The sequence below is a fragment of the Algivirga pacifica genome, from assembly GCF_039543525.1.
GTDB lineage: Bacteria > Bacteroidota > Bacteroidia > Cytophagales > Flammeovirgaceae > Algivirga > Algivirga pacifica.
In genome coordinates, this window is sequence record NZ_BAABJX010000020.1 from 192,317 (window position 1) to 214,767 (window position 22,451).

21 protein-coding genes are annotated in these 22,451 nt (G+C 40.0%); 11 read left to right on the top strand and 10 right to left on the bottom strand.

Features of this window, described 5'->3' with window-relative positions:
* Positions 1-29 precede the first annotated feature (29 nt).
* Together ABD985_RS05985 and ABD985_RS05990 are read right to left on the bottom strand one after the other, a co-directional pair.
* On the bottom strand, positions 30-515 hold the full coding sequence (locus ABD985_RS05985) for a Spy/CpxP family protein refolding chaperone (RefSeq protein ID WP_345370031.1): 486 nt from the start codon (positions 513-515) through the stop codon (positions 30-32).
* 85 nt (positions 516-600) lie between these two features.
* A complete protein-coding gene (locus ABD985_RS05990) occupies positions 601-954 on the bottom strand; it encodes a hypothetical protein (protein ID WP_345370032.1) in 354 nt (117 codons plus the stop codon).
* 461 nt (positions 955-1,415) lie between these two features.
* Here ABD985_RS05990 and ABD985_RS05995 point away from each other — a divergent pair, with 461 nt between their 5' ends.
* A complete protein-coding gene (locus ABD985_RS05995) occupies positions 1,416-1,751 on the top strand; it encodes a hypothetical protein (protein ID WP_345370033.1) in 336 nt (111 codons plus the stop codon).
* Between the two features lie 101 nt (positions 1,752-1,852).
* Here ABD985_RS05995 and ABD985_RS06000 read toward each other — a convergent pair whose 3' ends face one another.
* Positions 1,853-2,485: a DUF1684 domain-containing protein gene (locus ABD985_RS06000; protein ID WP_345370035.1), complete on the bottom strand. Its 633-nt coding sequence runs from the start codon at positions 2,483-2,485 to the stop codon at positions 1,853-1,855.
* A 252-nt stretch (positions 2,486-2,737) separates the two neighbouring features.
* On the bottom strand, positions 2,738-3,433 hold the full coding sequence (gene radC / locus ABD985_RS06005; protein WP_345370037.1) for a RadC family protein: 696 nt from the start codon (positions 3,431-3,433) through the stop codon (positions 2,738-2,740).
* A gap of 199 nt (positions 3,434-3,632) precedes the next feature.
* Between radC and lpcA the strand changes: the two genes are divergently transcribed.
* On the top strand, positions 3,633-4,217 hold the full coding sequence (gene lpcA / locus ABD985_RS06010; protein WP_345370040.1) for a D-sedoheptulose 7-phosphate isomerase: 585 nt from the start codon (positions 3,633-3,635) through the stop codon (positions 4,215-4,217).
* Positions 4,218-4,364: 147 nt separating this feature from the next.
* On the opposite strand, the gene ABD985_RS06015 is transcribed toward lpcA, so the two are convergent.
* Entirely contained in the window at positions 4,365-4,883 is a 519-nt protein-coding gene (locus ABD985_RS06015; protein ID WP_345370042.1) for a hypothetical protein, read from the bottom strand.
* A 208-nt stretch (positions 4,884-5,091) separates the two neighbouring features.
* Between ABD985_RS06015 and ABD985_RS06020 the strand changes: the two genes are divergently transcribed.
* From ABD985_RS06020 to ABD985_RS06045, 6 genes are all read left to right on the top strand, one after another.
* Complete coding sequence (locus ABD985_RS06020; RefSeq protein ID WP_345370043.1) at positions 5,092-6,348, top strand: M48 family metallopeptidase; 1,257 nt, start codon at positions 5,092-5,094, stop codon at positions 6,346-6,348.
* Positions 6,349-6,572: 224 nt separating this feature from the next.
* Positions 6,573-6,947, top strand: a complete 375-nt coding sequence (locus tag ABD985_RS06025; RefSeq protein ID WP_345370044.1) for a hypothetical protein — start codon at positions 6,573-6,575, stop codon at positions 6,945-6,947.
* Between the two features lie 68 nt (positions 6,948-7,015).
* Positions 7,016-7,555: an AP2/ERF family transcription factor gene (locus ABD985_RS06030; RefSeq protein WP_345370045.1), complete on the top strand. Its 540-nt coding sequence runs from the start codon at positions 7,016-7,018 to the stop codon at positions 7,553-7,555.
* Positions 7,556-8,244: 689 nt separating this feature from the next.
* Entirely contained in the window at positions 8,245-8,526 is a 282-nt protein-coding gene (locus ABD985_RS06035; RefSeq protein ID WP_345370046.1) for a hypothetical protein, read from the top strand.
* A gap of 78 nt (positions 8,527-8,604) precedes the next feature.
* Positions 8,605-9,507 carry a hypothetical protein gene (locus tag ABD985_RS06040; protein ID WP_345370048.1) on the top strand — a complete coding sequence of 301 codons (903 nt, stop codon included), beginning with the start codon at positions 8,605-8,607 and terminating at the stop codon, positions 9,505-9,507.
* Positions 9,508-10,064: 557 nt separating this feature from the next.
* The gene (locus ABD985_RS06045) at positions 10,065-11,021 is read left to right on the top strand and encodes a c-type cytochrome domain-containing protein (RefSeq protein ID WP_345370049.1); all 957 of its coding nucleotides are present in this window, start codon (positions 10,065-10,067) and stop codon (positions 11,019-11,021) included.
* A 373-nt stretch (positions 11,022-11,394) separates the two neighbouring features.
* Here the strand turns inward: ABD985_RS06045 and ABD985_RS06050 are convergent, their stop codons facing one another.
* The 5 genes from ABD985_RS06050 to ABD985_RS06070 form a co-directional block, all read right to left on the bottom strand.
* Entirely contained in the window at positions 11,395-11,943 is a 549-nt protein-coding gene (locus tag ABD985_RS06050; RefSeq protein ID WP_345370051.1) for a mechanosensitive ion channel domain-containing protein, read from the bottom strand.
* A 15-nt stretch (positions 11,944-11,958) separates the two neighbouring features.
* Positions 11,959-13,077 (bottom strand): ATP-binding response regulator, encoded by a 1,119-nt coding sequence (locus ABD985_RS06055; protein ID WP_345370054.1) that lies wholly within the window; start codon positions 13,075-13,077, stop codon positions 11,959-11,961.
* A 13-nt stretch (positions 13,078-13,090) separates the two neighbouring features.
* The gene (locus tag ABD985_RS06060) at positions 13,091-13,513 is read right to left on the bottom strand and encodes a response regulator (protein WP_345370056.1); all 423 of its coding nucleotides are present in this window, start codon (positions 13,511-13,513) and stop codon (positions 13,091-13,093) included.
* Between the two features lie 42 nt (positions 13,514-13,555).
* Positions 13,556-16,432 carry an ATP-binding protein gene (locus ABD985_RS06065; protein WP_345370058.1) on the bottom strand — a complete coding sequence of 959 codons (2,877 nt, stop codon included), beginning with the start codon at positions 16,430-16,432 and terminating at the stop codon, positions 13,556-13,558.
* Positions 16,433-16,702: 270 nt separating this feature from the next.
* Complete coding sequence (locus tag ABD985_RS06070) at positions 16,703-18,610, bottom strand: AAA domain-containing protein (RefSeq protein WP_345370060.1); 1,908 nt, start codon at positions 18,608-18,610, stop codon at positions 16,703-16,705.
* A gap of 111 nt (positions 18,611-18,721) precedes the next feature.
* On the opposite strand from ABD985_RS06070, the gene nadA reads away from it, so the two are divergent.
* The 3 genes from nadA (at position 18,722) to ABD985_RS06085 (ending at position 22,440) form a co-directional block, all read left to right on the top strand.
* Entirely contained in the window at positions 18,722-19,711 is a 990-nt protein-coding gene (nadA, locus tag ABD985_RS06075) for a quinolinate synthase NadA (RefSeq protein ID WP_345370062.1), read from the top strand.
* A 188-nt stretch (positions 19,712-19,899) separates the two neighbouring features.
* A complete protein-coding gene (gene nadB, locus ABD985_RS06080; RefSeq protein ID WP_345370064.1) occupies positions 19,900-21,477 on the top strand; it encodes an L-aspartate oxidase in 1,578 nt (525 codons plus the stop codon).
* A gap of 117 nt (positions 21,478-21,594) precedes the next feature.
* Entirely contained in the window at positions 21,595-22,440 is an 846-nt protein-coding gene (locus tag ABD985_RS06085) for a 1-acyl-sn-glycerol-3-phosphate acyltransferase (RefSeq protein WP_345370065.1), read from the top strand.
* Positions 22,441-22,451 lie beyond the last annotated feature (11 nt).

The window sequence follows — 22,451 nt, forward strand, 5'->3', positions numbered from 1 at the left end:
GTTGGGGCGACCACAAGGGTCGCCCTTACTTACTTGCCTCTCGGACCTTTTCTGTGTCCATGCTTTCCATTTCTGTGTTGCATATGGGTATCAAAAATAAGTCGCTGCTCATCGTTAAGTACCTGACGAATATCCTGTCTCGCAGCAGCACGAATCTTCATCGTTTGAGCCTTGAGATCTGCTAGCTTATCAATCGTCTTATTGATCGCTTTCATGTCGGCTTTATCCTCAGTAGAAAGCGTTTGCAATCTTGCCTTTTGTTCTCCCATTTGATTTTTCAAGGGTAGTGCCTCTTTTTGAGCCTTCATTACAATCTCCTTGATCGATTCTTTTTGGGCCTCTGTGATATCCGGCAATTTATCTAGGCGATGCATCATTCCCATTTCAGGGTATCCCTGACCTTCTCTACGGTGATGTTCGTTACCTTCCATGCCCCCTCTTCTTTGAGCCCATACCGGCATGCTCAACATCACTGCAAGTATACTCATCAATAGTACTTTTCCTGTTGTTTTCATAGCGTTATTTCTTTAATAGACGAATGAAAGTTCCCTTTTCATTCCTCGTTGATTAATTTATTCAAACTTAGTCCTTAAGTAATGGTTAGCGTCTTCTACCTTTTCTTGCAGGCTGCCACTCATCCTTATACTGTTCATATAATTCTTGTTGCTCTTCCGTCAATACTGCCAGAATCTTCTTTTCATTTTCCTGACGTTTTGCCCTCATTGCTTCACGATCCATCGTACCACTTTGTCTGGCCGCTCTCATTTCCTGATAAAACCCTTTATGCAATGATCGAATCTCTTCCTCTTGTACATCATCCAGATCAAGACGAGCATCCATTTTCGTAATCATCTCATCTAGACGTTCTTGTGGAGAAGGCCCGTTTCCTCTTTGTGCCTGTACAGAGAAATTGACTCCTACGATCATGATTGCGAATATTAATAGCTTCTTCATATATCTTGTGTTTTTGTTTTTTTGATTAGTTGATGGTTCAAAGATGTAGTATTCCCTTTTTATTAATAAATGGAATAGACTAACCTGAGGGTTTCATCGACAATCTCTAACATCATCCCGACAAGGTTCACAGTGAAACTTGATACTTTAGATGTAGAGTTGACAGCACAGCGATGTTAATTTTCAATTTTCAGTTATTTACTGCTTATCCCTCACTGCTCGCTGTTTACTCCTCACTATTCATTGCTCATTGGAAATTGATCACTGTTCACTGCTCACTACCCAAAAACCTTACATGTGTTTTCGCAGCTTTTGGATATTACATTACCCATAAAGAACTGTACTATTTCATCAGTTTCTACTTTTTTATTTAGGAGTATTTTGCATTGTGTCACATTAGCCCCTACATTTGCCTTCACAACCGATTGCGGAACTATATTTTCACGTTTTCCTATAAATCAATGACAACGTCCATTCAACAATTTGCAGTCAAAAACTCCCCATCCTCTACTGACGAGGCGTTCTTTAAATTGAACAGCTTACAACACAAATTAATCACGCTTCAGAGGAGCCTATTTCAAGAAATCAACTTCTGCCTATCCGTTGACTTCCAACACAACTACAAAGGCATCAATCGTAAACTTCTAGAGATGAAAGAGGAATGCCAACGATTGTTAGCACAACTCTCTCAAAAGCAAAATGTGAAAGATCTCTTCACCCAAACTGCTTACCTGGAGTTTAGTATTACCCATGAGGAAGAGCGTATCAAAGCATTTATGAATGAATATGGGTGTTAATCAAAAACGGGTGCGATATACTACATATCGCACCCGTTTTTGATTTTGTTGGGAGAAAAGAAAAGTCGACCACAAGAGGAGGACGACCACAAGGGTCGCCCTTACTTTTTACCTTCATAAGCTTTTTCTCCAGCCTTCACTGCTACTCCAATATGGTTGTCCTTCAAAGGGATTACACAATCGTAATCAGGATTATAAGCGCAGTAAGGATTATAAGCTTTATTAAAATCAATCACCACTTCTCTTTGTCCTCCACTTACTTCCACATTTAGGTAACGTCCACCTCCGTAAGTGGTATGGCCTGAGGTTTTATCTGTAAAAGCCAACGTATAAGTATTTTCCATTCCCTTTGGAGGGAATTCATCTTGAAGCAAACTTAAATGGTAATGGCCTCCCATCAGTTCTATATGCGCAATAGCACGCTTTAGATAAGTTCTCATTTTCCCTTGTGTAGTAGGAATATCCAAACGTTGCTGATAAGGTACCCATTCCAACTCGGCCTTTACCTTAAAATCAGGATTAATAGGGAAATAGGATAAACCCTCAAAAGTATTCCTCTCCTCTTCTCTTAATGGAGATCCCTCTCCTCTAAAATCCTCATCAAGATCTTTGCGATGAGCTTGTATTTCCTTTTCGTAGTTTTCATTCACAGGAATATCAGTCCTTTCTGTTGCAGTATATATTGCGATAGCCACCCCTATTACTGCTATCAATCCTAGTATTATTTTTTTCATAGCATCTGCTTGTTTGTTTATTCCGCAAGATAATAACCCCTTCTGATAATTAAAACGGTTATCGGTTATCGGTTATCGGTTATCGGTTATCGGTTATCGGTTATCGGTTATCGGTTATCGGTTATCGGTTATCGGTTATCGGTTATCGGTTATCGGTTATCGGTTATCGGTTATCGGTTAAGAAAATTATTTTACTCCTAAACGATAAGCAATAATCGATAAACATTTTTTTAAACGATAAGCAATAAACAATTAAAGACTCCCCTCATCCGCAAAACTATAATAACGCCCTTCCCCAAGAATAAGGTGATCCAATACATTAATATCTAAAAAAGCCCCTGCTTGCTTTACTTTTTGAGTTAACATTTTATCGGCAGCACTAGGTTGAACATTCCCAGAAGGATGATTGTGTACCAAAATAATGGAAGAAGCCAGACGATCTAAGGCATACTTAAAAATCAACTTGGGATCAGCTATGGTTCCGGCAACACCTCCTATACTCAACTGTACCTGATGTAATACTTCGTTGGACCGATTCAACAAAATAATCCAAAACTCCTCATGCTGTAAATAAAGTAGTTGAGGCGCCATTAACTCATAGACCACCTGAGAGTTTTCTATTTTAATACGATTATTCTGTTTAGGTAATGTACGATTTCTTCTTCCAAGCTCTAAGGCACTGCGAACCACTAAAGCCTTTACTGTGCCCACACCATGTAAACTACTCATTTCTTCTGTGGTCATACGCGCCAAATTATGAAGATCTCCCCCCGCCGATTCCATAAGCTGTTCTCCTAACTGTAAAACAGACACTCCTTTACTACCTGCTCCAAGAATAATAGCCAATAGTTCTGCATCAGTCATTGCTTTTAACCCGGTTCTTAAAAGTTTCTCTCTGGGTTGTTCTTTTGAACCTGATCTCTTTAAAGAATTTTGTTTTTCCGTCATGGCTTTTACGTTATTAGTTGTAAGCCAAAATATTTCGTCAAAAGGCAACCATTTGGACTTGGCGTTAATAATAGTATACAGCAAACATTTTCGGCATCATAAACATTATCAACAAATGATTTTTTATCTTGCCACTTGATTTAAACCATACTTGAGAGACTATAAAAAAGGTCCCTAGAAACTGAAGCGGTTGAAGATTATGAATTATCAAGCATTCATTCAAGGAGAATTAGAGGAAGCCCAAAGGGTATTAAAAGCATTCTTAGAAGACTCGGAGAACCTACAACGTATCGAAAGTGCTGCACTATTGATGAGTCAGGCACTATTAAATAACGGAAAGATTCTCTCTTGTGGTAATGGAGGTTCTCATTGCGATGCCATGCATTTTGCAGAAGAGCTAACCGGCCGCTATCGTGAGGAACGTCCCTCCCTGGCAGCTATTGCTATTGCGGATCCCAGCCATATGTCTTGTGTGGGCAATGACTATGGTTTTGATTATATCTTTTCCCGATATGTAGAAGGAGTGGGTTTCTCTGGAGATGTCTTACTGGGCATCAGTACTAGTGGTAATTCAGCCAATGTCATTCATGCGGTACAAGCTGCCGCAAAAAAAGGTATGAAAACAGTTGTACTCACCGGAAAAGATGGAGGAAAACTAGGACAACTGGCCGATATAGAGATCCGTGTACCTCACTTTGGTTTTGCTGATCGTATTCAAGAGATACACATCAAAGTGATCCATATATTGATTGGCCTCATTGAGCAACAAGTCTTTAAGGGCTAATGGCTGTTGAATTGTTGAATCGTTGAATTTCATTATTACATGATGAGTTGATTTGTTTAACGATTCAACAAAAAAGCAGCAGAAGAACAAGGTCTCCTACTGCCAGAATCAAACTGTTGAAAGAAAGTTTATATAGTGGTAAAATCACTAGAAAGTGATCGTTGCCATTCGGAAAGGGGGCACTTCCTTATCACTATAAATACGGTTGGTCCCATTGATGTAGATAAAATTCCCATCAGAATAATAGGTGGAATATTTACCGATCACCTCGTACTCTTTACGAAACTCAAAATTTGGCGTCACCGTAGTGTAAGGGGTAATATACTTTTCATTTTTAATCTCTTCGACCTGTTCTCCTACCTCATTAGCCTGTTCATAATAAGGCTTTAATTCCTCTGACATTTCAATCATGGATACTTCTGAGGATACTTCAGCTGTTGCTATCCCTCTTACAGAATAAGCTGCTGAGGAAAACTGAAAATCATTTAATGTATCTGAAACAGCCCAATCCTCTGTTGGAGGTAAGGGATAAGCAAACGTCTGTGGTGTTTGGATTTCTTGTATTAATTGCTCCACCACATCACTTCTTGGATAAGACTCTTTCACTTGGGTATATGCTGAAAAGTGTAAGAGTAGAAAAGCCGTTAGCAAACTCAAGTACCTCATAGTAAATTGTTTTTGGATAACTATTTATTCGTTATCTTCAAAACCCCTTCATAATCCAATAAGTTTCCATTTGTGAATGACTTCTAACATAGGTTGCTCACAAAGGCCTTTTTGGATATCCTGAGGGGAATTTTAGGGTTCACTTTTATGTACTCCATAAGAGCGGTATATTTGTAGAACATCAGTCATTAACTATCAAAAATCATATATGGAACAAATATTATTGTACGCTATTATCGCTATTGTCACTGCGGAATTTTTATTGGAGCGTATTTTATCGCACCTGAATGGGCGACACATGAAGCAGCCCCTTCCTGAGAAACTGAAGGGCATTTACGAAGAAGATAAATACGAAAAATCACAAGCATATGCTGCTGTCAAGACTAGGTTTGGTCTTTGGAGTAGCCTGGTAGGATACCTGTTTACAATGGGAATGCTTCTTTTTGGAGGCTATGGATGGGTCGATCAAATCATTTCTGGAATTACAACAGATATCACCCTACAAGCTTTATTGTTTTTTGGTGTAATCACTTTACTCAGTGATGTGATCAGTATCCCGTTCGAACTTTATAATGTTTTCGTTATTGAAGAGAAATTTGGTTTTAACAAGATGACCATTGGTACCTACCTTGGAGATAAAATCAAAGGTTGGATATTGGGTGCGTTAGTAGGAGGAGCTTTACTAAGTGCATTTATTTGGTTTTATCAAACCAACCCAGCGTACTTCTGGGCCTATGGATGGGCAATTTTCATGGGCTTTGCCTTATTGATGACCATGTTCTACACCAACCTTATTGTTCCTTTGTTCAATAAGCTAACTCCTTTGGAAGATGGTGAGTTACGATCAGCTATTGAAACCTATGCTGCTGGAGTAGACTTTCCACTTAAGAATATCATGGTTGTAGATGGCTCCAAACGTTCTACCAAAGCCAATGCCTACTTTAGTGGCTTGGGAAGCAGTAAGAACATCGTTCTTTACGACACTCTGATCGAAAAACTATCAAAAGAAGAAATTGTCGCAGTATTGGCACACGAAGTTGGCCACTACAAGAAAAAACATACGCTTCAGAACATCTTCATTACAGGGATTAATATGCTGATCACATTATACCTCCTCAGTTTGGTGATTGACATGGAAGCTTTGTCTATTGCCCTGGGAGGACGTGAACACAAGTTTCACCTTGGGTTGCTAGCCTTTAGCTTACTTTATAGCCCACTGTCGATTCTTACCAATCTGTTGATGTATGTCTTCTCTAGAAAAAATGAGTACGAAGCGGATGAATATGCCACTCGTACTTCTAGTGGGATCGACTTAATTGCTGCCCTTAAAAAGCTGACAGTAGACTCCCTAAGCAACCTTACTCCTCATCCTGCTTATGTATTTTTCCACTACTCTCATCCTCCATTACTAAAACGTATGGAAGCCATGGAAAATGTACAGCAAACCATCGAAAAAGGAGTTTAATCCTTGCATAAAAAAATAAGAAGAGGCATTTGAATCTAATTTCAAATGCCTCTTTTTTTTATATGCTTTATGAATTTTTACACACACAGTAGGTAATTTTCATGGATTACATATTACTAAATTGAATTTTAGCGACATATTATATTATTTTATTGTGTATTCACAGAAGACGTTCATAATACATTAAAATCTATTTTTTTAACGCAACCCTTTCCTCTATCAAGATGAGAAGAAGAAAAAATTACCCAGGAGATTTACGTCAACTGGGCACCAAAGACTATAGCCTTATTTTAGGTAACCTGATGAACTATCGCAATCAATTGATTCGAGAAACCGAAGATCAGAAAATAGGGGCTCTTTTCCTGAAGATCTCAGAAAAGCTAAAAGAATTAGGCTACTCCAAAGCCTCTACACAAACCAAGAATAAAGCAGGGGTCAAAAAACAAGGAAAGTTTGAGAACATCACACTAAAGAAAAAGAAAGAAGTTGTTGAAATCTCTTTAGAGTGTTGGAAAGAAGGGAAAGAGAAACATGAAGAAGCTAAACGCATCAACAAAGAGAAGGAAAAGCAACTAAAAGATAAACAAGACCTAAAATAGCGGCTCTTCATACATTACTTGCTGCCCTCATTTTTTTAACCACGATACTCATTTTAATCGTCATCCCTATGCTAGTCAAAGTACAACTTAAAAACTCTCCCAATGAAGTCGTAATGGATGGAAATATTTACGAACACCTAAAATCCAATCCCTACTTACAAAGTATCAATTTCCTGCACAACCTTAGAGAACACTCCTCTGGTAGAGCTGTCTTTCAAAAATCATGGAAACAGAATGATGGAAAATATAAAACAGAAACCATCTACCTGCATAAGTTCATCGCGGAGAAATTTCTGGAGGCGACTGAAAATAGAAAAGGCGACTTAGTCAAGATGAAAAATGGAAACAAGCTGGATTGTCGTCTCAAGAATCTGGAGTGGAGTAATCGTGCTGACATAAAAAGAAACTCCAAGGTGACGCACAATAAAACAGGATACAAAGGAGTATTCAAAGAGCGTAACAAATTCCGAGCGGTCATCTATAAAGATAGAAAGCCTATTCCTTTAGGGAGCTTCCCTACTCCTGAAGAAGCCGCTTTAGCATACAATAAAAAGTCAGAAGAATTATTTGGCAAAACCAAGAGTCTGAATAAAATCCGCAAAAGCTAAGAACTTGCCCGGAACACTTTTGTTCATACCGCTACATGACGTAGAGCTTCGCTCAATGCTGTCAATTTAAGCTGAAAGTAAAAAAGGTAGAAACTGGTCGTAGGGTCCTCCCTACGACCTGAAGCGAGTTTGCACTACGCTTTCTATATACACTATTTCCTTAAGTTGACAACATTGGAGCTTCCCTCGTTCATAATGTTCAGCATTTGTCTGGAACCTCCATTGAGGTAAATCACAAGATTAACTAAACATTATGAACGCAATAGCGGAGCAATTGCCACTAAATATGATGAACAACCTCTACTGGCGTAGGCAACCGTCCTAACCTTCCTCATTATAACAGAGTGAAACTGCTATTCTCAATAATTTTTCATCTTAAAGTGATACAAAAATCATTTTAGGCACAGTTATTGAACATCTATGCGGATGATTCTTTATTGAGAGTTAAAACCTTTATTTAATAGATTAAATATAAATAAATTGCGAACTTTTATTCTGATATTGTTTTTATACAGAAAATTTATTGTATTTTCACACTCAGAATAACACAAAAAGACGCATTTATTTTAACTGAAAATAGTTGGTATCAATTGATTGATACGACCACTTATATTTTATTTTTTCTTTTTTTTTTACAATCGTATACCTTTTCCTGCTGGTTAGAGGTATGCCAAAACAAACATCATATTATGCGTACTATTTATTTGTCTTTAAGCGCTGCATTAATGTTGGGTATCGCTTCTTGTGAAAAAGCTCAAACTACTGAAACTGCAAAAGAAGAAGCTGCTGCTACTGTTGCTACTGCTGCAGAAGCTACTGAAGAAGTAGTAGAAGAAGTTGCTGACTCTACTGCTGTAGCTGCAGAGGAAGTTGCTACTGAGGTTGAAGCTGTTGCTGAGGAAGCTGTTGAGGCTACTGAGGAAGCTGCTGAAGCAGTTGAAGAAACTACTGAAGAAAAAGCTGCTGAGTAATTTTTACATTAGCAGTAAAACAGCCCCCTTTCAGCAATGATTGGGGGTTTTTATTTATACCCAAAAACCAACCTCCTTATGCCTATCCATAAAAAAGATGCAATTATCAGAGATGCTATTCTTAAGTATATCATCAATGACCACCACAAAAAGTTGCTGCAAACCCAATCTGCTACATTTCCTTCTAGTATTCTACTGATTGGCGAAAGAGAACATGGGTCGTTGATCAATGATCGTTATATGGGAATTAATCAGGAGCTACTTAATTTCTTAACCTCACAAGATGGTCATGGATTACAGGTCGATACCACTCAGGAACTCTTTCGTAAGCGATACTTACAGCCCATGGTCAGAGATTTTCTTATTACAGAGGAACAAGACTATCTATCATCCCAAACCAAAGAAAAAGAAGGTCACTTTATCAAGAATGGTAAATTCTTACCCACCAAGCAAAGTGAAAGCTTCATAGAAAATGGTGGTTATCAAGAGTTATACCATAAACAAGAAAAAGAAAAGCAAGAAGCATTCTTCAAGAAAATTAGCTTAATCGCGCCAGTACTTTCCTTTATCGCCGGTTTTCTGCTAAGTCTGTTTACAGAGGACATACAAGCTTACGTCCACAATATGACCTATGATCAAGAAGCCTTGAAGACACAAATCAATGCTTATTACCATCAAAAGGTAATCCACGAGCTAAAAGGATATATCGAGGAAGAAAATATTGTCATGTCTTTGGAAATGGACAGCTTACTAAAAAAAGAGACACAAGATGCTGTCAACCTATATATGGAACAGCAGTTTCCTGTTATTTATAAGGAGTTAAGCTATCGAAAAAAGCCCTCCTTAAAAAAGGACCTAGAGCTATTTGAAAAGGAGATCCAAGATCATAATGCAAAAGATGTCATTCTACAAAAAACACTCACGGCGTATTATGAAAAAATGGCTACCTTGAATGATTCCCTGCATGCTATGGAGCAGTGAGCAGTGAGCAGTGAGCAGTGAGCAGTGAGCAGTGAGCAGTGAAATTGATGCTTTGTGAGTATAATACGGGTGTAGTAGAATTTAATTTTCAATAGACTTTATCACGGTTAGTTTCGTATGGGTAGAAAATATGCTCCTAGTTCAAGAGTTCAGTATTGATAGGAGGGACGACTATCAATACGCTCTTGGACTAGCGCAGTACGCATTAGACTTGACTGAGATAGTAAACCGCTTGGTCCAAGAGCAATTCCGTACTCGTACCTCGTTCGGAATTTGAACTCTTGAACCAGTTCACTACTTTTCCCTGCTTATAAACAATTAACCGTGATAAACTCTAATGATCAATGATTAATTTTCAATAATTAATATACGCTAGGACTAGTTCAGCAGTCTTTTTGGGTGATTCATTTTAATTAAAAATTGAAAATTGATCATTGAAAATTAACTCACTCTAATGAACAAATCAACTCGATTCAAGCAAATTGAGAGAAAGAAAAACAAACCATAGCATAAGCAGTTGTATAAGGCATATATCAACATCTATACTTTACTGACATATGAAAACACTTTTTATTGCTGCTACTCTATTGAGCATACTGTTTCTAAGTGCCTGTCAATCCAATAATCAAGAGGAGCTTTTTGATCGCTGTAACACGGAGAATCTCGTCTTTGATGGAGATATCAGGCCTATTCTCTCTAGCTGTGTAAGTTGTCACAACCAAAGCAATCCTCAAGGAGGTATTGTATTAGATTCCGAAGAGGCTGTTGCTGCTGTTGCATTGGATTTCAGCAAAGAAAATACTAGCCGACTTCTTGGAGCGATTCAGGGTTTACCGGGATTCTCAAAAATGCCCCCTGATGACAACAGCATGCTTTCAGAGTGTGATATCGAAAAAATAAGCACCTGGGTATCCACTTTAGAGCCTATCCAAGAGATCGCATGTGATACTATAAACATTACGTATAGCACACACATTCAACCTATGCTCAATGGTTGTGTGAGCTGTCACAATACCTCTAACCCTTCCGCAGGAATTGATCTAAGCACAGAAGAAAAAGTAATAGAAGTAGCCTTGGATCAATCCAAAGGCGATCCTGGGCTCTTACTTGGAGCTATTACTGGAGTAAAAGGATTTTTAAAGATGCCCCCTGAAGAGTCGTCTCCTTTTAGTGACTGTGACATCACACAACTCAGTATATGGATAAAAAAGCAAACTCCTGTAGTTACGGCACCTGACTGCGACACCACTTCACTTTCTTACGACCTGGATATCAAGCCAATCCTCCAAAGCAACTGCTTGTCATGTCACTCTGAAAATACCCAAAGAGGTGGCATTGACCTTTCTACAGAAGAGAAAGTACTCAGTGTCGCACAAAACACTTCCAAAGGAGCTGAAGGTTTATTAATTGGAGCCATTACCAAAACAGAAGGATATAGCCCAATGCCTCCCTCTGGCTCTCCCTTAAGCGATTGTCAAGTCAGCAAAATTACTGCTTGGGTTAGAGCCCAGTAAGGAGTAAACAAAAAAAATCCTGCCGAGAGCAGGATTTTTTCCAAATAATTGAATTGGTGGTAAATTCGCCTTACAAAATAACATCAAATCGCATAGATTTGAACACACACTTGCCAGCTGATTGAAGAATTTTAATAAGATGTCTTTCAACGATCTGTTACAAATATAGGATACCGTAAATCGATATTCTATGACATATCGCAGATGAAAACAGTTTTTTCCTTTTTTAGTACAATTTGAAACCACATAAAAAAACCTGCGGTAGCGCAGGTTTGTATTATCTTTCGTATAACTGCTGAAAATGAACTGGCCGGACACAGCAGTAACATGTCCCTACTATACTTTTCAAATAATCCACTTAGAAAACAGTAACTTACTGTCCTGCTGCTAGATCTTTCACCTTACTTTTATTAATAATTGGCTTTTGTAGTGCCAAGTTATTAGGGTAAGAGACCTCCCCTCCTTCTACCGTTAATATTCTAATATTAAATAGGTTAATGTCAGTAACTTCTCCTTCGATGGAGTTATCTCCATCCTGAATACGAATCACCTCTCCTATTTTAAAAGGATAATTAAAGAACAAAATCAAAGAAGCCGTGATATTGCTAATCATCGACCAAGAAGCAAATAAAGCAACCCCTGCCACCGTAAAGAAAGAAACGAAGTAAAGTGACAGCCCTCTCAAAGATAGATCCCAGACAATAGCAATGGCCGTTGCAAAAATAATCAGTAGGATAATCCCCGAAACTTTTCGGATATAAAACACCCGGTTGGGCATATACTGATTGCGCTCTGCATAATGTGCAATCACTTTATTATTCAACTTCCTAAAAGACAACCCCAATAAAATCAGAAATAACGTGATGAATAGCTGATAAAGGGTTGACTGCTCCAAACCTGCAAACAATGGTTCCATTTCCATATTAACTACAATAAACTAGACACTCAATGGTAAATAAATTTCAAATGCAAACAGGCCAGGTTTCACTGCTTTTGCCTGCAAACTACCGCCAATTGATCTAAGCTGCTCTCTGGCACGCTGGAATTGATAGCCTTCCACCATCTTTTGATCAGCCTCTTGCATTTGTTCGTCCGAAAGATACTCACCTAAAAAGTCTAATAACTCATCATTCTCTATAAAAATTCCTTTGCTTTGTACAATAATTTTAAACAACCCTTCAGTTTCCTCTGCGTCAAACTGTAATCGACCGGCATGTTGTACATGATTCAAGAAAAACTTCACCAAGGCATTCAATAACTGCTGTAATACTTTTTTGTCAAACAATGCCAATGGTTGTTCCTTTCCATACTTTACATCAATGATGACATTCTGTTGGAAGGCGTCCAACAAGAATCCATCAATCACTGCATTCACGGTATAAATAGGATTATCTTCTACCAAATCCACATTCACCTTTCCCTTATTAAACTCCGTCGTTTCAATCATCGACAGCAAGTGATCCAACATCGAAGAAGAGGAACGGTCAATCTGTTGTATATAACGCTCTTGCTCTTCTGTAAGCTTCGTATCCAACAACAGATTGGCTAAGTTAGTAATGGCATTGACCGGATTTTTGAGATCATTGACCAGTAAACTAGTCATGGCATTAATTTGCCTGCTTTTGACCTCCACCTTCCTTTTCTCCTCTTCCAACTGTACCAAAGTATTTTTTAATGCCTTATGAATAGAGAAACGTTCAACTGCATAGCTGCAGACCTTATCTAACATCTCTTCAGAATATTCTCCTTTTACCAGGTAATCCTGAGCGCCATTCCGGATAGCCTCTACTCCCACGGTACGGTCAATATTACCCGTCAAAACGACAATAGGTAAGTCTACCTGATTTTTCAAATAAGTCAACCCTTCCAGCCCTCTGGCGTCAGGTAAGGATAAATCCAGCAAAATCAGTTCTATCCCTTGCTGCTTTATCATTTCAGAGGCCTGTTTAATGGTCGTGGCATGTTGTAAGCGGAGATGGCTCAATCCACTTCTTTTCAATCTATGCTCTAACAACTTTACATCTGCCAGATTATCTTCTATATATAATACTTCCATAGCATGCACTGAATCAATCATTCACTACTTTCAACCAAAAAGACTTAATTCCCTGTACAATCGCATCGTACTCCTTCAAACTTTCTGGCTTCATCATATACGTATTCGCTTGCATCTGATAAGACTTACGAATATCCTCTTCGGCCTTAGAGGAAGTGAGTATCAATACGGGAATAAGTGACAACCTTGCTGAGTTTTTCACCTCCTGCAATACTTCATACCCCGACCGTTTGGGCAAGTTAATATCCAAAATAATCAGATCCGGCATGATGACCGTTTGTTCTGTTTCTGAACGTTTCAAGTAGGCTATAGCCTCCTCTCCATCCCTGGCCATAGACATACTCACTTGCAAGTCATTTCGTTCAAACGCCTTTTTCATCATCACGATATCCGGATAATGATCCTCCACCAAAAAAATATTGATTTTGCGTTCCATCTCTTTTTTTCAAATTAAAAGATTCAAAACTACCAACTCCTCTTAATTGTTTAGGCTAAAATAAAACCTACTTCCTTTTCCTTCCTCAGAAGAGACGCCTATTCTTCCTCCATACAGCTCTACCACCTTCTTGCAAATGGCCAGTCCTATTCCTGTTCCCTGATAGGTATCTAGGGTATGCAAACGCTGGAATAACACAAAGATACGATCATGATACTGAGATGGAATACCGATACCATTGTCCTCCACAAAAAACTCCTCTCCTTTATCAGTCAATGTACACCCTATATTGACCTGAGGTACTGTATCTTCCTTCCTATATTTTAGCGCATTGCTGATAAGATTTTGAAAGACCTGGGCCATCAATGTTTCATTGACTTCCACTACCGGTAACTTTCCTATCGTTAATACTGCTCCTGTCTCTTCAATCTGCAGCTGTAAGCTTTTGACTACCTCTTGCACCACCTTATTCAGGTCCACCTGCCTTGTTTCATTATTGGCCGTAGACACTCTGGAAAATTGCAGTAAATCTTGTATCAAGGACTTCATACGTTGCGTTCCTTGCATGATATAAAAAAGGTACTCTTGCGCTTCCTCATCTAACTGCTCTTTATATACCGTACTCAACAACTCACTAAAGCCCGATATGGTACGCAGCGGCTCTTGCAAATCATGAGAGGCTACATATGCAAAAGTTTGCAATTCCTCATTACTCTTATAAACCTTGTCAGCAAACTCCTTTAACTTCTGCTCGGCTTTCTTCTGGTAGGTCGTATCAATCAACAAGACGATATAATTACTGACCTCTTTTTTCTCATCTTCTACAGGATAAATCTGTACCGTCATCCAAAAAGGCTTCTCCCCTCTATACAGTCTCATGCTGACCTCTGCCCTATCGGTATGCTCCAAGGCCCTTCTCAACTTATTGACCTGTGCTTGGTTATCTCCCTCTAGTTCAAACAGCTGACATGGCCTACCTAGTGTATCCTCTAAAGGTATACCCAGCAGTTCTGCATACCTTGGATTGGCATAAGAGACGGGATACCTTGCTTCTTCATTATTATCAATAATCAGTACTCCATTACTACTACTTTCAATGGCTACCTCAAACTTCTGCAATCGCTTTTGGGCATGTACGTGATGCGTAATGTCACGACTATTGGAAAGTATTCCTTGTATGTTGGGTTCATTCAACAAGTTCTGGAACACACTTTCGATGAATAGATAATTTCCGTTAATATGCATCATCCTGAATACCAACACTTCCTTGGCATTCTCCATCCTTTTTACTCGTTCCACAGTATTTTCCAATACAGGAAGATCTTCCGGATGAATTAAATCCTTCCAACAACATTGTAGTTGCTGTATATCAAAACCTAAAATATGATGCGCTGAATCACTAATATAACGAATACTCAAGTCCTCTTCATAAATGGTAATAATGTCCGAGGCATTCCGAAGCATGTGGCGGAAGCGAGCATTTTGCTCCTCCTGTTCCTGTAGATAACGGAACATGGACTCTCCAATAATCTTGTGTAATTCCTTAAGATACTGTATGGTAATACTATCCCAAGGAAGCGAATAACCTTGAGAAACCTCTTTGCTCTCCTCAATGGACAATAAAGAAGGACGACGTGTATACACCTGCTGTTTTTCTGGCCTAAACCATATAATCATTCCCCTCTGTTCACCTAAAGAGGCAGCAAATAGTCCACTAAAGTCTTTTTGATCTAACCCTGAGAATAAAGAGGCAATATTATCCGTAATAAAAAAAGCATCCTGAAACGCTCCTTTTAACCACTCTTTTAACCATCGAAGCTGCTCTACCGGAGGTACCTTTCCAAAGGTATACTCTTCTCCACTCAAACAAATGACAGCTCCAGTAGCCTCCGCCAATGATAAAAAAGGAGAAGGCTGCTCCTTTACTGCCTCCAGAAAAGACGTCTTACTACTAATAGACTCCAATAAACGATTCAATAAGGCACTTTTTGCCTGTGCCTTTTCTTGTACTCTTTCCTGTTCCTTAAGCAATCGTTGAGAATCGAAAACCTGTGTAATCAACTCACTCACTTTTCGCTGTTCATAAGAAAGATACTTCCGCTGTTTTCCTAGTCCTATCAGCTCTCCCCAAAGCACTCCATTTTGCAATAAAGGAATCGCCATGACAGACGTTAACCCTGCCTTTTGCACCGATTGCTGGTATTCTGGACAACCAATAGCTATTCCAACAGTATGCTGTAACACCCCCTCAACATCAGTCCCTTCCTCTGCGAGAACCGCAACCATACCCGACTGTAAATCTCCCGAGAAGAAAAACTTGCGATCCTTATCTATACAGTGAGTAATCTTTTTCCCCAACAAGGGTTCTAACTTCCCATTATTCACCTCTGCGATTACCTGAGCACTATCCTCCGTATCTTTTTGCAGTAAAACAACCTGATCAAACTGTGTTAACCTCACCAACTCCTCTACCACGACTTGCTGCAGTTCTCCCAAAGAACTTGCAGACTGCATACGCCCAACGGCCCGATTCAAGAGCACATAAGGGTTCATTTTAGCATCCCACTGCTTGACTGGCTGCAACTCAAACTCCAGTACCACCTGATCCTGATACTTATTCACCTGTAAATAAAAAAGGTAGTCTTTCCCTTCTCGGTGAATATTGATATTCATAGGCGACACTTGATTCATGGTTACAGAATGCAATAATTCTCGTACATAAATCATCCGCTGTTCATCCAATAAAACAGAAAGATGATAGCCTATCAGTTCATCCGATGAATGGTAAAAAAACTTAGGGACATTCTCACTAATCGCTTCTATAGTATAATCCTCCTCTCGAAATACTACGATCATACAATGAGGTTGTACCCATTCTCCTGTAGGAGCAATATTTCGTTGTCCAATCTTATTTTGCATAACTCCTCGGTTATCGGTTATCGGTTATCGTTTATATTAAGGTTGAATAAATAACTGACAGTTGAGTCCATTACATGGCGTCGGTTACGCCGCTGGTTGAGTAGCCCTTCGGACTTTTGAGAAAGAGCAGTACTGCAAAATCTCAACGTGCAAAGCATATCTCAACAGAGCGGAGCTCTACTCAACGGCACGCAGTGCCACTCAACAGAGCGAACTAGCGGTATGACGGATAAATACTCAAACTTAATTGAAACGATAAGCAGTACCACATTATTCCCAAATACTTTGATACGCCTCTATTTCCTGCACATATTCCATCAAGTCCTGATAAAAAGAGTGAGAAGAAAGCGTCGCACTATCTCCAATCATCAATAGCTTCTTCCTCGCCCTGGTCATAGCTACATTCATACGACGGGTATCATTCAGGAAGCCTAGTTTCCCTTCAGCGTTGGATCGTACCATACTGATGGCTATAATATCCTTTTCTTGTCCTTGGAAACCATCCACGGAGTGTACTTGTATATACTCCCTCCACTCTTCCAACACTTTTGAGCCCAAAACCAATTCCTTTAACAAACTTACCTGCGCTCTATAGGGAGAGATTAGGCCAATACTAGGCTTCGTTTCACCTTCTGGCAACTCGGTAAGCATTTGTTCGAGGGTCTGTACCAAAAGTGTCGCTTCTTCCTCATTGTAAAAGCTCAAGCTATCAGGGTGTCGTTTATCATCATACCCCCCTCCTACGGTATCAACAAAGGTCACTGCTGTACTTAACAGTTTACTACCTTCTTTGTTCAATACCTGAGAAGCCACCGTAGCATGCGCTTTTAACTCCCCCTTATAAAACTCCTGATTAGAGAATTCCATGATTTGCTGGTTCATACGGTACTGCTCTTCTAACATTACCACAGCCCCGGGATGACGCTTCACTACTTTTTCAAATAGGGATATCCCCAGTCCTTTTTTCTCAGCAAGGAAGGATTTTACGGTAGGAGGTAACTGACAATGGTCCCCAGCAAAGACCACACGATCTGCCTTAAGGATGGGAATCCAGGTTGCTGGCTCCAGCGCCTGCGCCACTTCATCAATAAATACCGTAGAAAAACGTCTTTTACGGATATACTTACTGACACTTCCCACTAAGGTAGCCGTGATCACCTGCGCCTGCTCAATCAGGCTTTCAATCATATAGTATTCTACACGTTGGGCATCCTTCAGTATATCCTTTGCTTCCCGAAGGAGCTGCTTCCTTTGTTCTCTTTCCTCTCGTCCAAAGTTACGTTTATGCTTTAATGCTTCCCGTCTCATCTCATCGGCCTGTTTCCTTAATTTTTTAAGGAACTTATAATCCATATGTCCCTTCAGTTGTTCCTCCAACGTATAATCCAAGGCTACGGAATTGACACGGGCAGGATTTCCCAAACGCAATACCTTTACTCCCTTCTCTGCTAACTTCTCTGTCAGAAGATCTACGGCCGTATTGCTTGGTGCAGTCACCAGCACTTGCTTCTCTTGCTCCAGGGTAATCTTAACAGATTGCACCAACGTAGTGGTCTTTCCCGTTCCGGGAGGGCCATGAACCACTGCAATGTCTTCTGCAGAAAGAATGTTCTCCAAAGCCACTATCTGCTTATCATTTAACAATTCGGGTTTGGATACGATGGTTACGGGGGTAAATGAAGCTTTCCTTACTCCTAAAAGGATATCCCTTAACACTTGCGTCCTCCCTTCTTCCAACTGCATCAGCTGTTCGATGGCATGCCTCATCTCCCTATAGGTTACATCATCAAAAAGCATATCTACCCCTACTTCTTCTTCATATAGCCAATCAGGTAACTCATCTGCCCCTACAGCAATTTTCATTTCCGACTTATCTACAGCAACCACCACCCCTCTCAGTTGCTTATCCTTTCTATCATCATCCCCTCCGGCAAAGAACGTGACACTACCTCCTGTCTGAAAAACATGGGGGGTATCCATATGAGTCAGGCGCTTTAACGAAATATGATATTGTTCTCCAGCTTCAATTTGAGCCCCTGCCACTTCTACAGGATGCCAACAGGTCCCCTTCTGCTTACGAATGTGCAGGGGAGTATTCAAGATCTCCTTCTCATATTGCTTCAAATCCTCCTCTTTTTCGAGGTGAATTAGCTCCAGTAAGTGTTTTAGTTCGTCCATTTGGCAAAATAACAGAAATCTATTAATGAAAATTAAGTCCGAAAATTCAATTTTTTATAAATTTGCACATATTCTTGAAAGACATACAAACTCAATTATAGATAAAGGGTTATGCTAACAGATGAAATTAAAGGAGCTGCAGACCAATTAGGATATGTAGATACTCCTGTAGGGGAGATTGACCTCAAGGCGGAAATCACACGTCTAAAAAAAGAAAAGAATGCTGTTTTTCTGGCTCACTATTATCAGATTCCAGAAATACAGGACCTTGCTGACTTTGTAGGAGACAGCCTTGCACTTTCTCAAAAAGCCGCTGAAGTAGACGCTGACATTATCCTGTTTGCGGGCGTTCATTTCATGGCTGAAACTGCTAAGATAATCAACCCGAACAAAAAGGTTATTCTTCCTGACTTTAAAGCAGGATGTTCTTTGGCTGAGTCTGCACCTGCAGACAAGTTCAAGGAGTTTGTAGAAGCACACCCAGACCATACGGTGATCACCTACATCAATTCATCGGCAGAAGTAAAAGCCTATACGGACATTACCGTCACTTCTACCAATGCGCTGAAGATTGTAAACAGCTTGCCAAAAGATGAGAAGATCATCTTTGCTCCAGATAAAAACCTGGGGAAATATATTATGAAAGAAACAGGAAGGGACATGCTTCTTTGGGACGGTGCTTGTGTCGTACACGAAGCATTTGCGGTAGACAAGCTGATTGAGCTACACAAACAACATCCTAAAGCAAAAATTATCGCCCATCCTGAGTCGGAGATGCCTGTACTGAAAACCGCCTCTTATATCGGTTCTACGGCAGGGCTACTGAAATACGTTCAGGAAGATGACAATGAGGAATACATCGTAGCGACAGAAGCTGGTATCTTGCACAAGATGCAGCAAGCTGTGCCACACAAAACCTTGATTCCTGCTCCAGCCAATGAAGACAACACTTGTGCTTGTAGCGAATGTCACTTCATGAAGATGAATACACTACAGAAAGTATACAACTGCCTGAAATATGAATACCCTGCGGTAGAAGTCCCTGAAGATATTCGACTGAAAGCCATCGGGTCCATTCAACGCATGTTCGAGCTTTCTTAAGAAGGGATACTTTCTAACACAAAATAAAGACAGGTCGCAACATGGTCATCAATGCCAATGGTGCGGCCTTTTTTTACTGTAAGGATTCTACTTTTTACTCCGTGTAAACTACGACAGTATTGAACGGAAACACGTTATATGTTTTTCCCGACTAAACGCCATACACTTCACTTAATATACCACTAACGATGCGCATAGACTATTTGGTTATCGGTTCCGGAATTGCAGGTTTAAGCTACGCTTTAAAGCTTGCCGAACATTTCTCAAAAGAGAAGCATAAGCCTTCCATCTGCATTTTGACCAAGTCGGATCCTGATGAAAGCAATACGCAATACGCACAAGGAGGAATTGCTGCAGTAACCAAACATTCGGACTCTTATGAAAATCATGTGCAGGACACCTTGGATGCCGGTTCTTTCTTGAATGACGAAGAGGTTGTTCGATTAGTCGTAGAAAATGGCCCTGAGCGTATACAGGAACTTATTGAGTGGGGCACTCAGTTTGATCGCCATGAAAGTGGAGAATATAAACTTGCCCGTGAAGGAGGACATTCTGACCATCGTATCCTTCATCACAAGGATGTAACGGGAAAAGAGATACAACGTGCCTTACTGGAGCGCATCAAGAGTTACGAGAATGTACAACTTCATGACCATTACTTTGCCGTAGACCTCATTACCCAACACCACTTGGGAGAAGATGTTACCCGCAGAAGAAATGATATACAATGCTATGGGGTATATGCCCTGAACGAGCAAACAGAAGAGGTTGAAACCATTCTAGCTAAAGTAACGCTACTCGCTACAGGAGGAATTGGACAAGCCTACCGTACCACAACAAACCCTTCTATTGCTACTGGCGATGGCATTGCTATGACTTATCGGGCTAAAGGACTGGTCAAGGATATGGAGTTTATTCAGTTTCATCCTACAGCCCTCTATCACTCCTCTGATGGCGACAGAGCCTTTCTGATCACAGAAGCACTTCGTGGTGCTGGAGCTATTCTTAGAAATTTTGATAAGAAAGATTTTATGCCGGACTATGATAGCCGGGGGTCCTTAGCTCCGAGAGATATTGTCGCCAGAGCGATTGATGCCGAGATGAAGAAAAGTGGACGAGAGCATGTGTGGCTAGATGCTACCCATATTTCCAAAGATGAGCTATTGGGGCACTTCCCTTCTATCTTTGCCCATTGTTTACAATTAGGCATTGATATTAGTAAAGACTATATCCCAGTCGCTCCTGCCGCCCATTACTTATGTGGTGGTATTGTCGTAGATCAAAAAGCACAAACGAGTATACATAACCTTTTGTCTTGTGGAGAGTCTAGCTATACAGGACTTCATGGCGCCAATCGCTTAGCTTCTAACTCCTTACTGGAAGCCGTTGTATATGCCCATAACGCCTATGAAACGGCACTTGAGCTTGTTCCTCAAACCAACTTCCAGGAAGAGATTCCTGAATGGAATAAAGAAGGAACTACCGTAGCGGAAGAAATGGTCTTAATCTCCCAAAGTAGAGCAGATCTCAAGTCCGTGATGAGTAACTATGTGGGAATTGTCCGCTCCAATGAGCGACTTAAAAGGGCCTTTAAAAGAACTGCCCTTATTCACGCAGAGACTGAAGAACTGTATAAAAAAACCACTGTTTCTGTTCCTCTTCTAGAGCTACGCAATATGATTACGATCACTTACTTAATCATTCGTGCCGCACAGGAACGTAAAGAAAGTATTGGGCTACATTACTCTATTGACCACGAAATGTGAATATATGTTTAATATTTTCTCCAAAAGGATTGTTATTTTCTAAAAATGCATTGTATTAATCGGAGAATTATTAAAAAATACACATTTTTGTTCCCTTTAGATTTTACCATATTTACTATGAAAAAGGAAATATCTATCCGTTTACTGTTGCCTCATTGGCCAGAGTGGAAAATTAAACTAGGAGATTTCTTCCTTAACAGTGCTCCTTTAATGTACATAGGGCACGCCAATAAATTACTACACAAACATCGAGGGAAAAAAAACAGCGTACTAATCGAGGCTATCAGCCAAGATGTGGGTGTCGAACCTGTTCTACATAATGGTGAAAACCTACCGAAGACAGGCCCTGTAACGATTGTTGCCAATCACCCTGGAGGAGCAGACATCATTGCTACTGTTGTTGCGCTTTCCAAAGTAAGAAAAGACATTGTTATCTTAGCTAATCGTTTGATCTGCTTAGAACCTTTAAAAGATCTCGTGATTCCTGTAGATACTTTAGGACGCAAAAAAGTAGATCAAAATCAAATTGACGAAGCCTATCAGCAAGGAAAGGCAGTAGTCTTTTTTGCCGCAGGAAAAAACTCCCGATACAATGAAAAAGGAGAGCTTAGAGATCGAAAATGGCGAACCTCATTCTTGAGCTACGCCAAAAGGTACAATAGTCCCATTGTCTTGATGCACATCGACGGTACCAACAGCCCGCTCTTCTACAAAGTCTCTAAGATTCGAGAGCGCTACGAAAAACTTAAAAATGTTCCCTTAGAGAATTTATTTCAGCTAAAAGAACTTTTAACGGCCAAGGGGAAAATAAACCTTACCCTTTCTAAGCCTATTGATATTCATGCAATTGTTGAAAAAGGAGACTCTCAGGAGAAACTTAGAAACCAAGCGCACAAGATGCAAGAGTTTCTATACTCTCCAGACTTCCAATCAACAGACTTTCTAGCAACCGTAGAACAGTAGCATATACTCCT

Coding starts and splice junctions, on each gene's coding strand:
- lpcA (WP_345370040.1), top strand. CDS start 3,633: ATGAATTATCAAGCATTCATTCAAGGAGAATTAGAGGAAGCCCAAAGG.
- ABD985_RS06060 (WP_345370056.1), bottom strand. CDS start 13,513: ATGGAACGCAAAATCAATATTTTTTTGGTGGAGGATCATTATCCGGAT.
- ABD985_RS06070 (WP_345370060.1), bottom strand. CDS start 18,610: ATGGACGAACTAAAACACTTACTGGAGCTAATTCACCTCGAAAAAGAG.
- ABD985_RS06085 (WP_345370065.1), top strand. CDS start 21,595: ATGAAAAAGGAAATATCTATCCGTTTACTGTTGCCTCATTGGCCAGAG.
- ABD985_RS06050 (WP_345370051.1), bottom strand. CDS start 11,943: ATGGAAATGGAACCATTGTTTGCAGGTTTGGAGCAGTCAACCCTTTAT.
- ABD985_RS06030 (WP_345370045.1), top strand. CDS start 7,016: ATGCTAGTCAAAGTACAACTTAAAAACTCTCCCAATGAAGTCGTAATG.
- ABD985_RS06015 (WP_345370042.1), bottom strand. CDS start 4,883: ATGAGGTACTTGAGTTTGCTAACGGCTTTTCTACTCTTACACTTTTCA.
- ABD985_RS06025 (WP_345370044.1), top strand. CDS start 6,573: ATGAGAAGAAGAAAAAATTACCCAGGAGATTTACGTCAACTGGGCACC.
- ABD985_RS06040 (WP_345370048.1), top strand. CDS start 8,605: ATGCCTATCCATAAAAAAGATGCAATTATCAGAGATGCTATTCTTAAG.
- ABD985_RS06055 (WP_345370054.1), bottom strand. CDS start 13,077: ATGGAAGTATTATATATAGAAGATAATCTGGCAGATGTAAAGTTGTTA.
- ABD985_RS05990 (WP_345370032.1), bottom strand. CDS start 954: ATGAAGAAGCTATTAATATTCGCAATCATGATCGTAGGAGTCAATTTC.
- nadB (WP_345370064.1), top strand. CDS start 19,900: ATGCGCATAGACTATTTGGTTATCGGTTCCGGAATTGCAGGTTTAAGC.
- ABD985_RS06035 (WP_345370046.1), top strand. CDS start 8,245: ATGCGTACTATTTATTTGTCTTTAAGCGCTGCATTAATGTTGGGTATC.
- ABD985_RS06065 (WP_345370058.1), bottom strand. CDS start 16,432: ATGCAAAATAAGATTGGACAACGAAATATTGCTCCTACAGGAGAATGG.
- ABD985_RS06000 (WP_345370035.1), bottom strand. CDS start 2,485: ATGAAAAAAATAATACTAGGATTGATAGCAGTAATAGGGGTGGCTATC.
- ABD985_RS06045 (WP_345370049.1), top strand. CDS start 10,065: ATGAAAACACTTTTTATTGCTGCTACTCTATTGAGCATACTGTTTCTA.
- radC (WP_345370037.1), bottom strand. CDS start 3,433: ATGACGGAAAAACAAAATTCTTTAAAGAGATCAGGTTCAAAAGAACAA.
- ABD985_RS05985 (WP_345370031.1), bottom strand. CDS start 515: ATGAAAACAACAGGAAAAGTACTATTGATGAGTATACTTGCAGTGATG.
- ABD985_RS05995 (WP_345370033.1), top strand. CDS start 1,416: ATGACAACGTCCATTCAACAATTTGCAGTCAAAAACTCCCCATCCTCT.
- nadA (WP_345370062.1), top strand. CDS start 18,722: ATGCTAACAGATGAAATTAAAGGAGCTGCAGACCAATTAGGATATGTA.
- ABD985_RS06020 (WP_345370043.1), top strand. CDS start 5,092: ATGGAACAAATATTATTGTACGCTATTATCGCTATTGTCACTGCGGAA.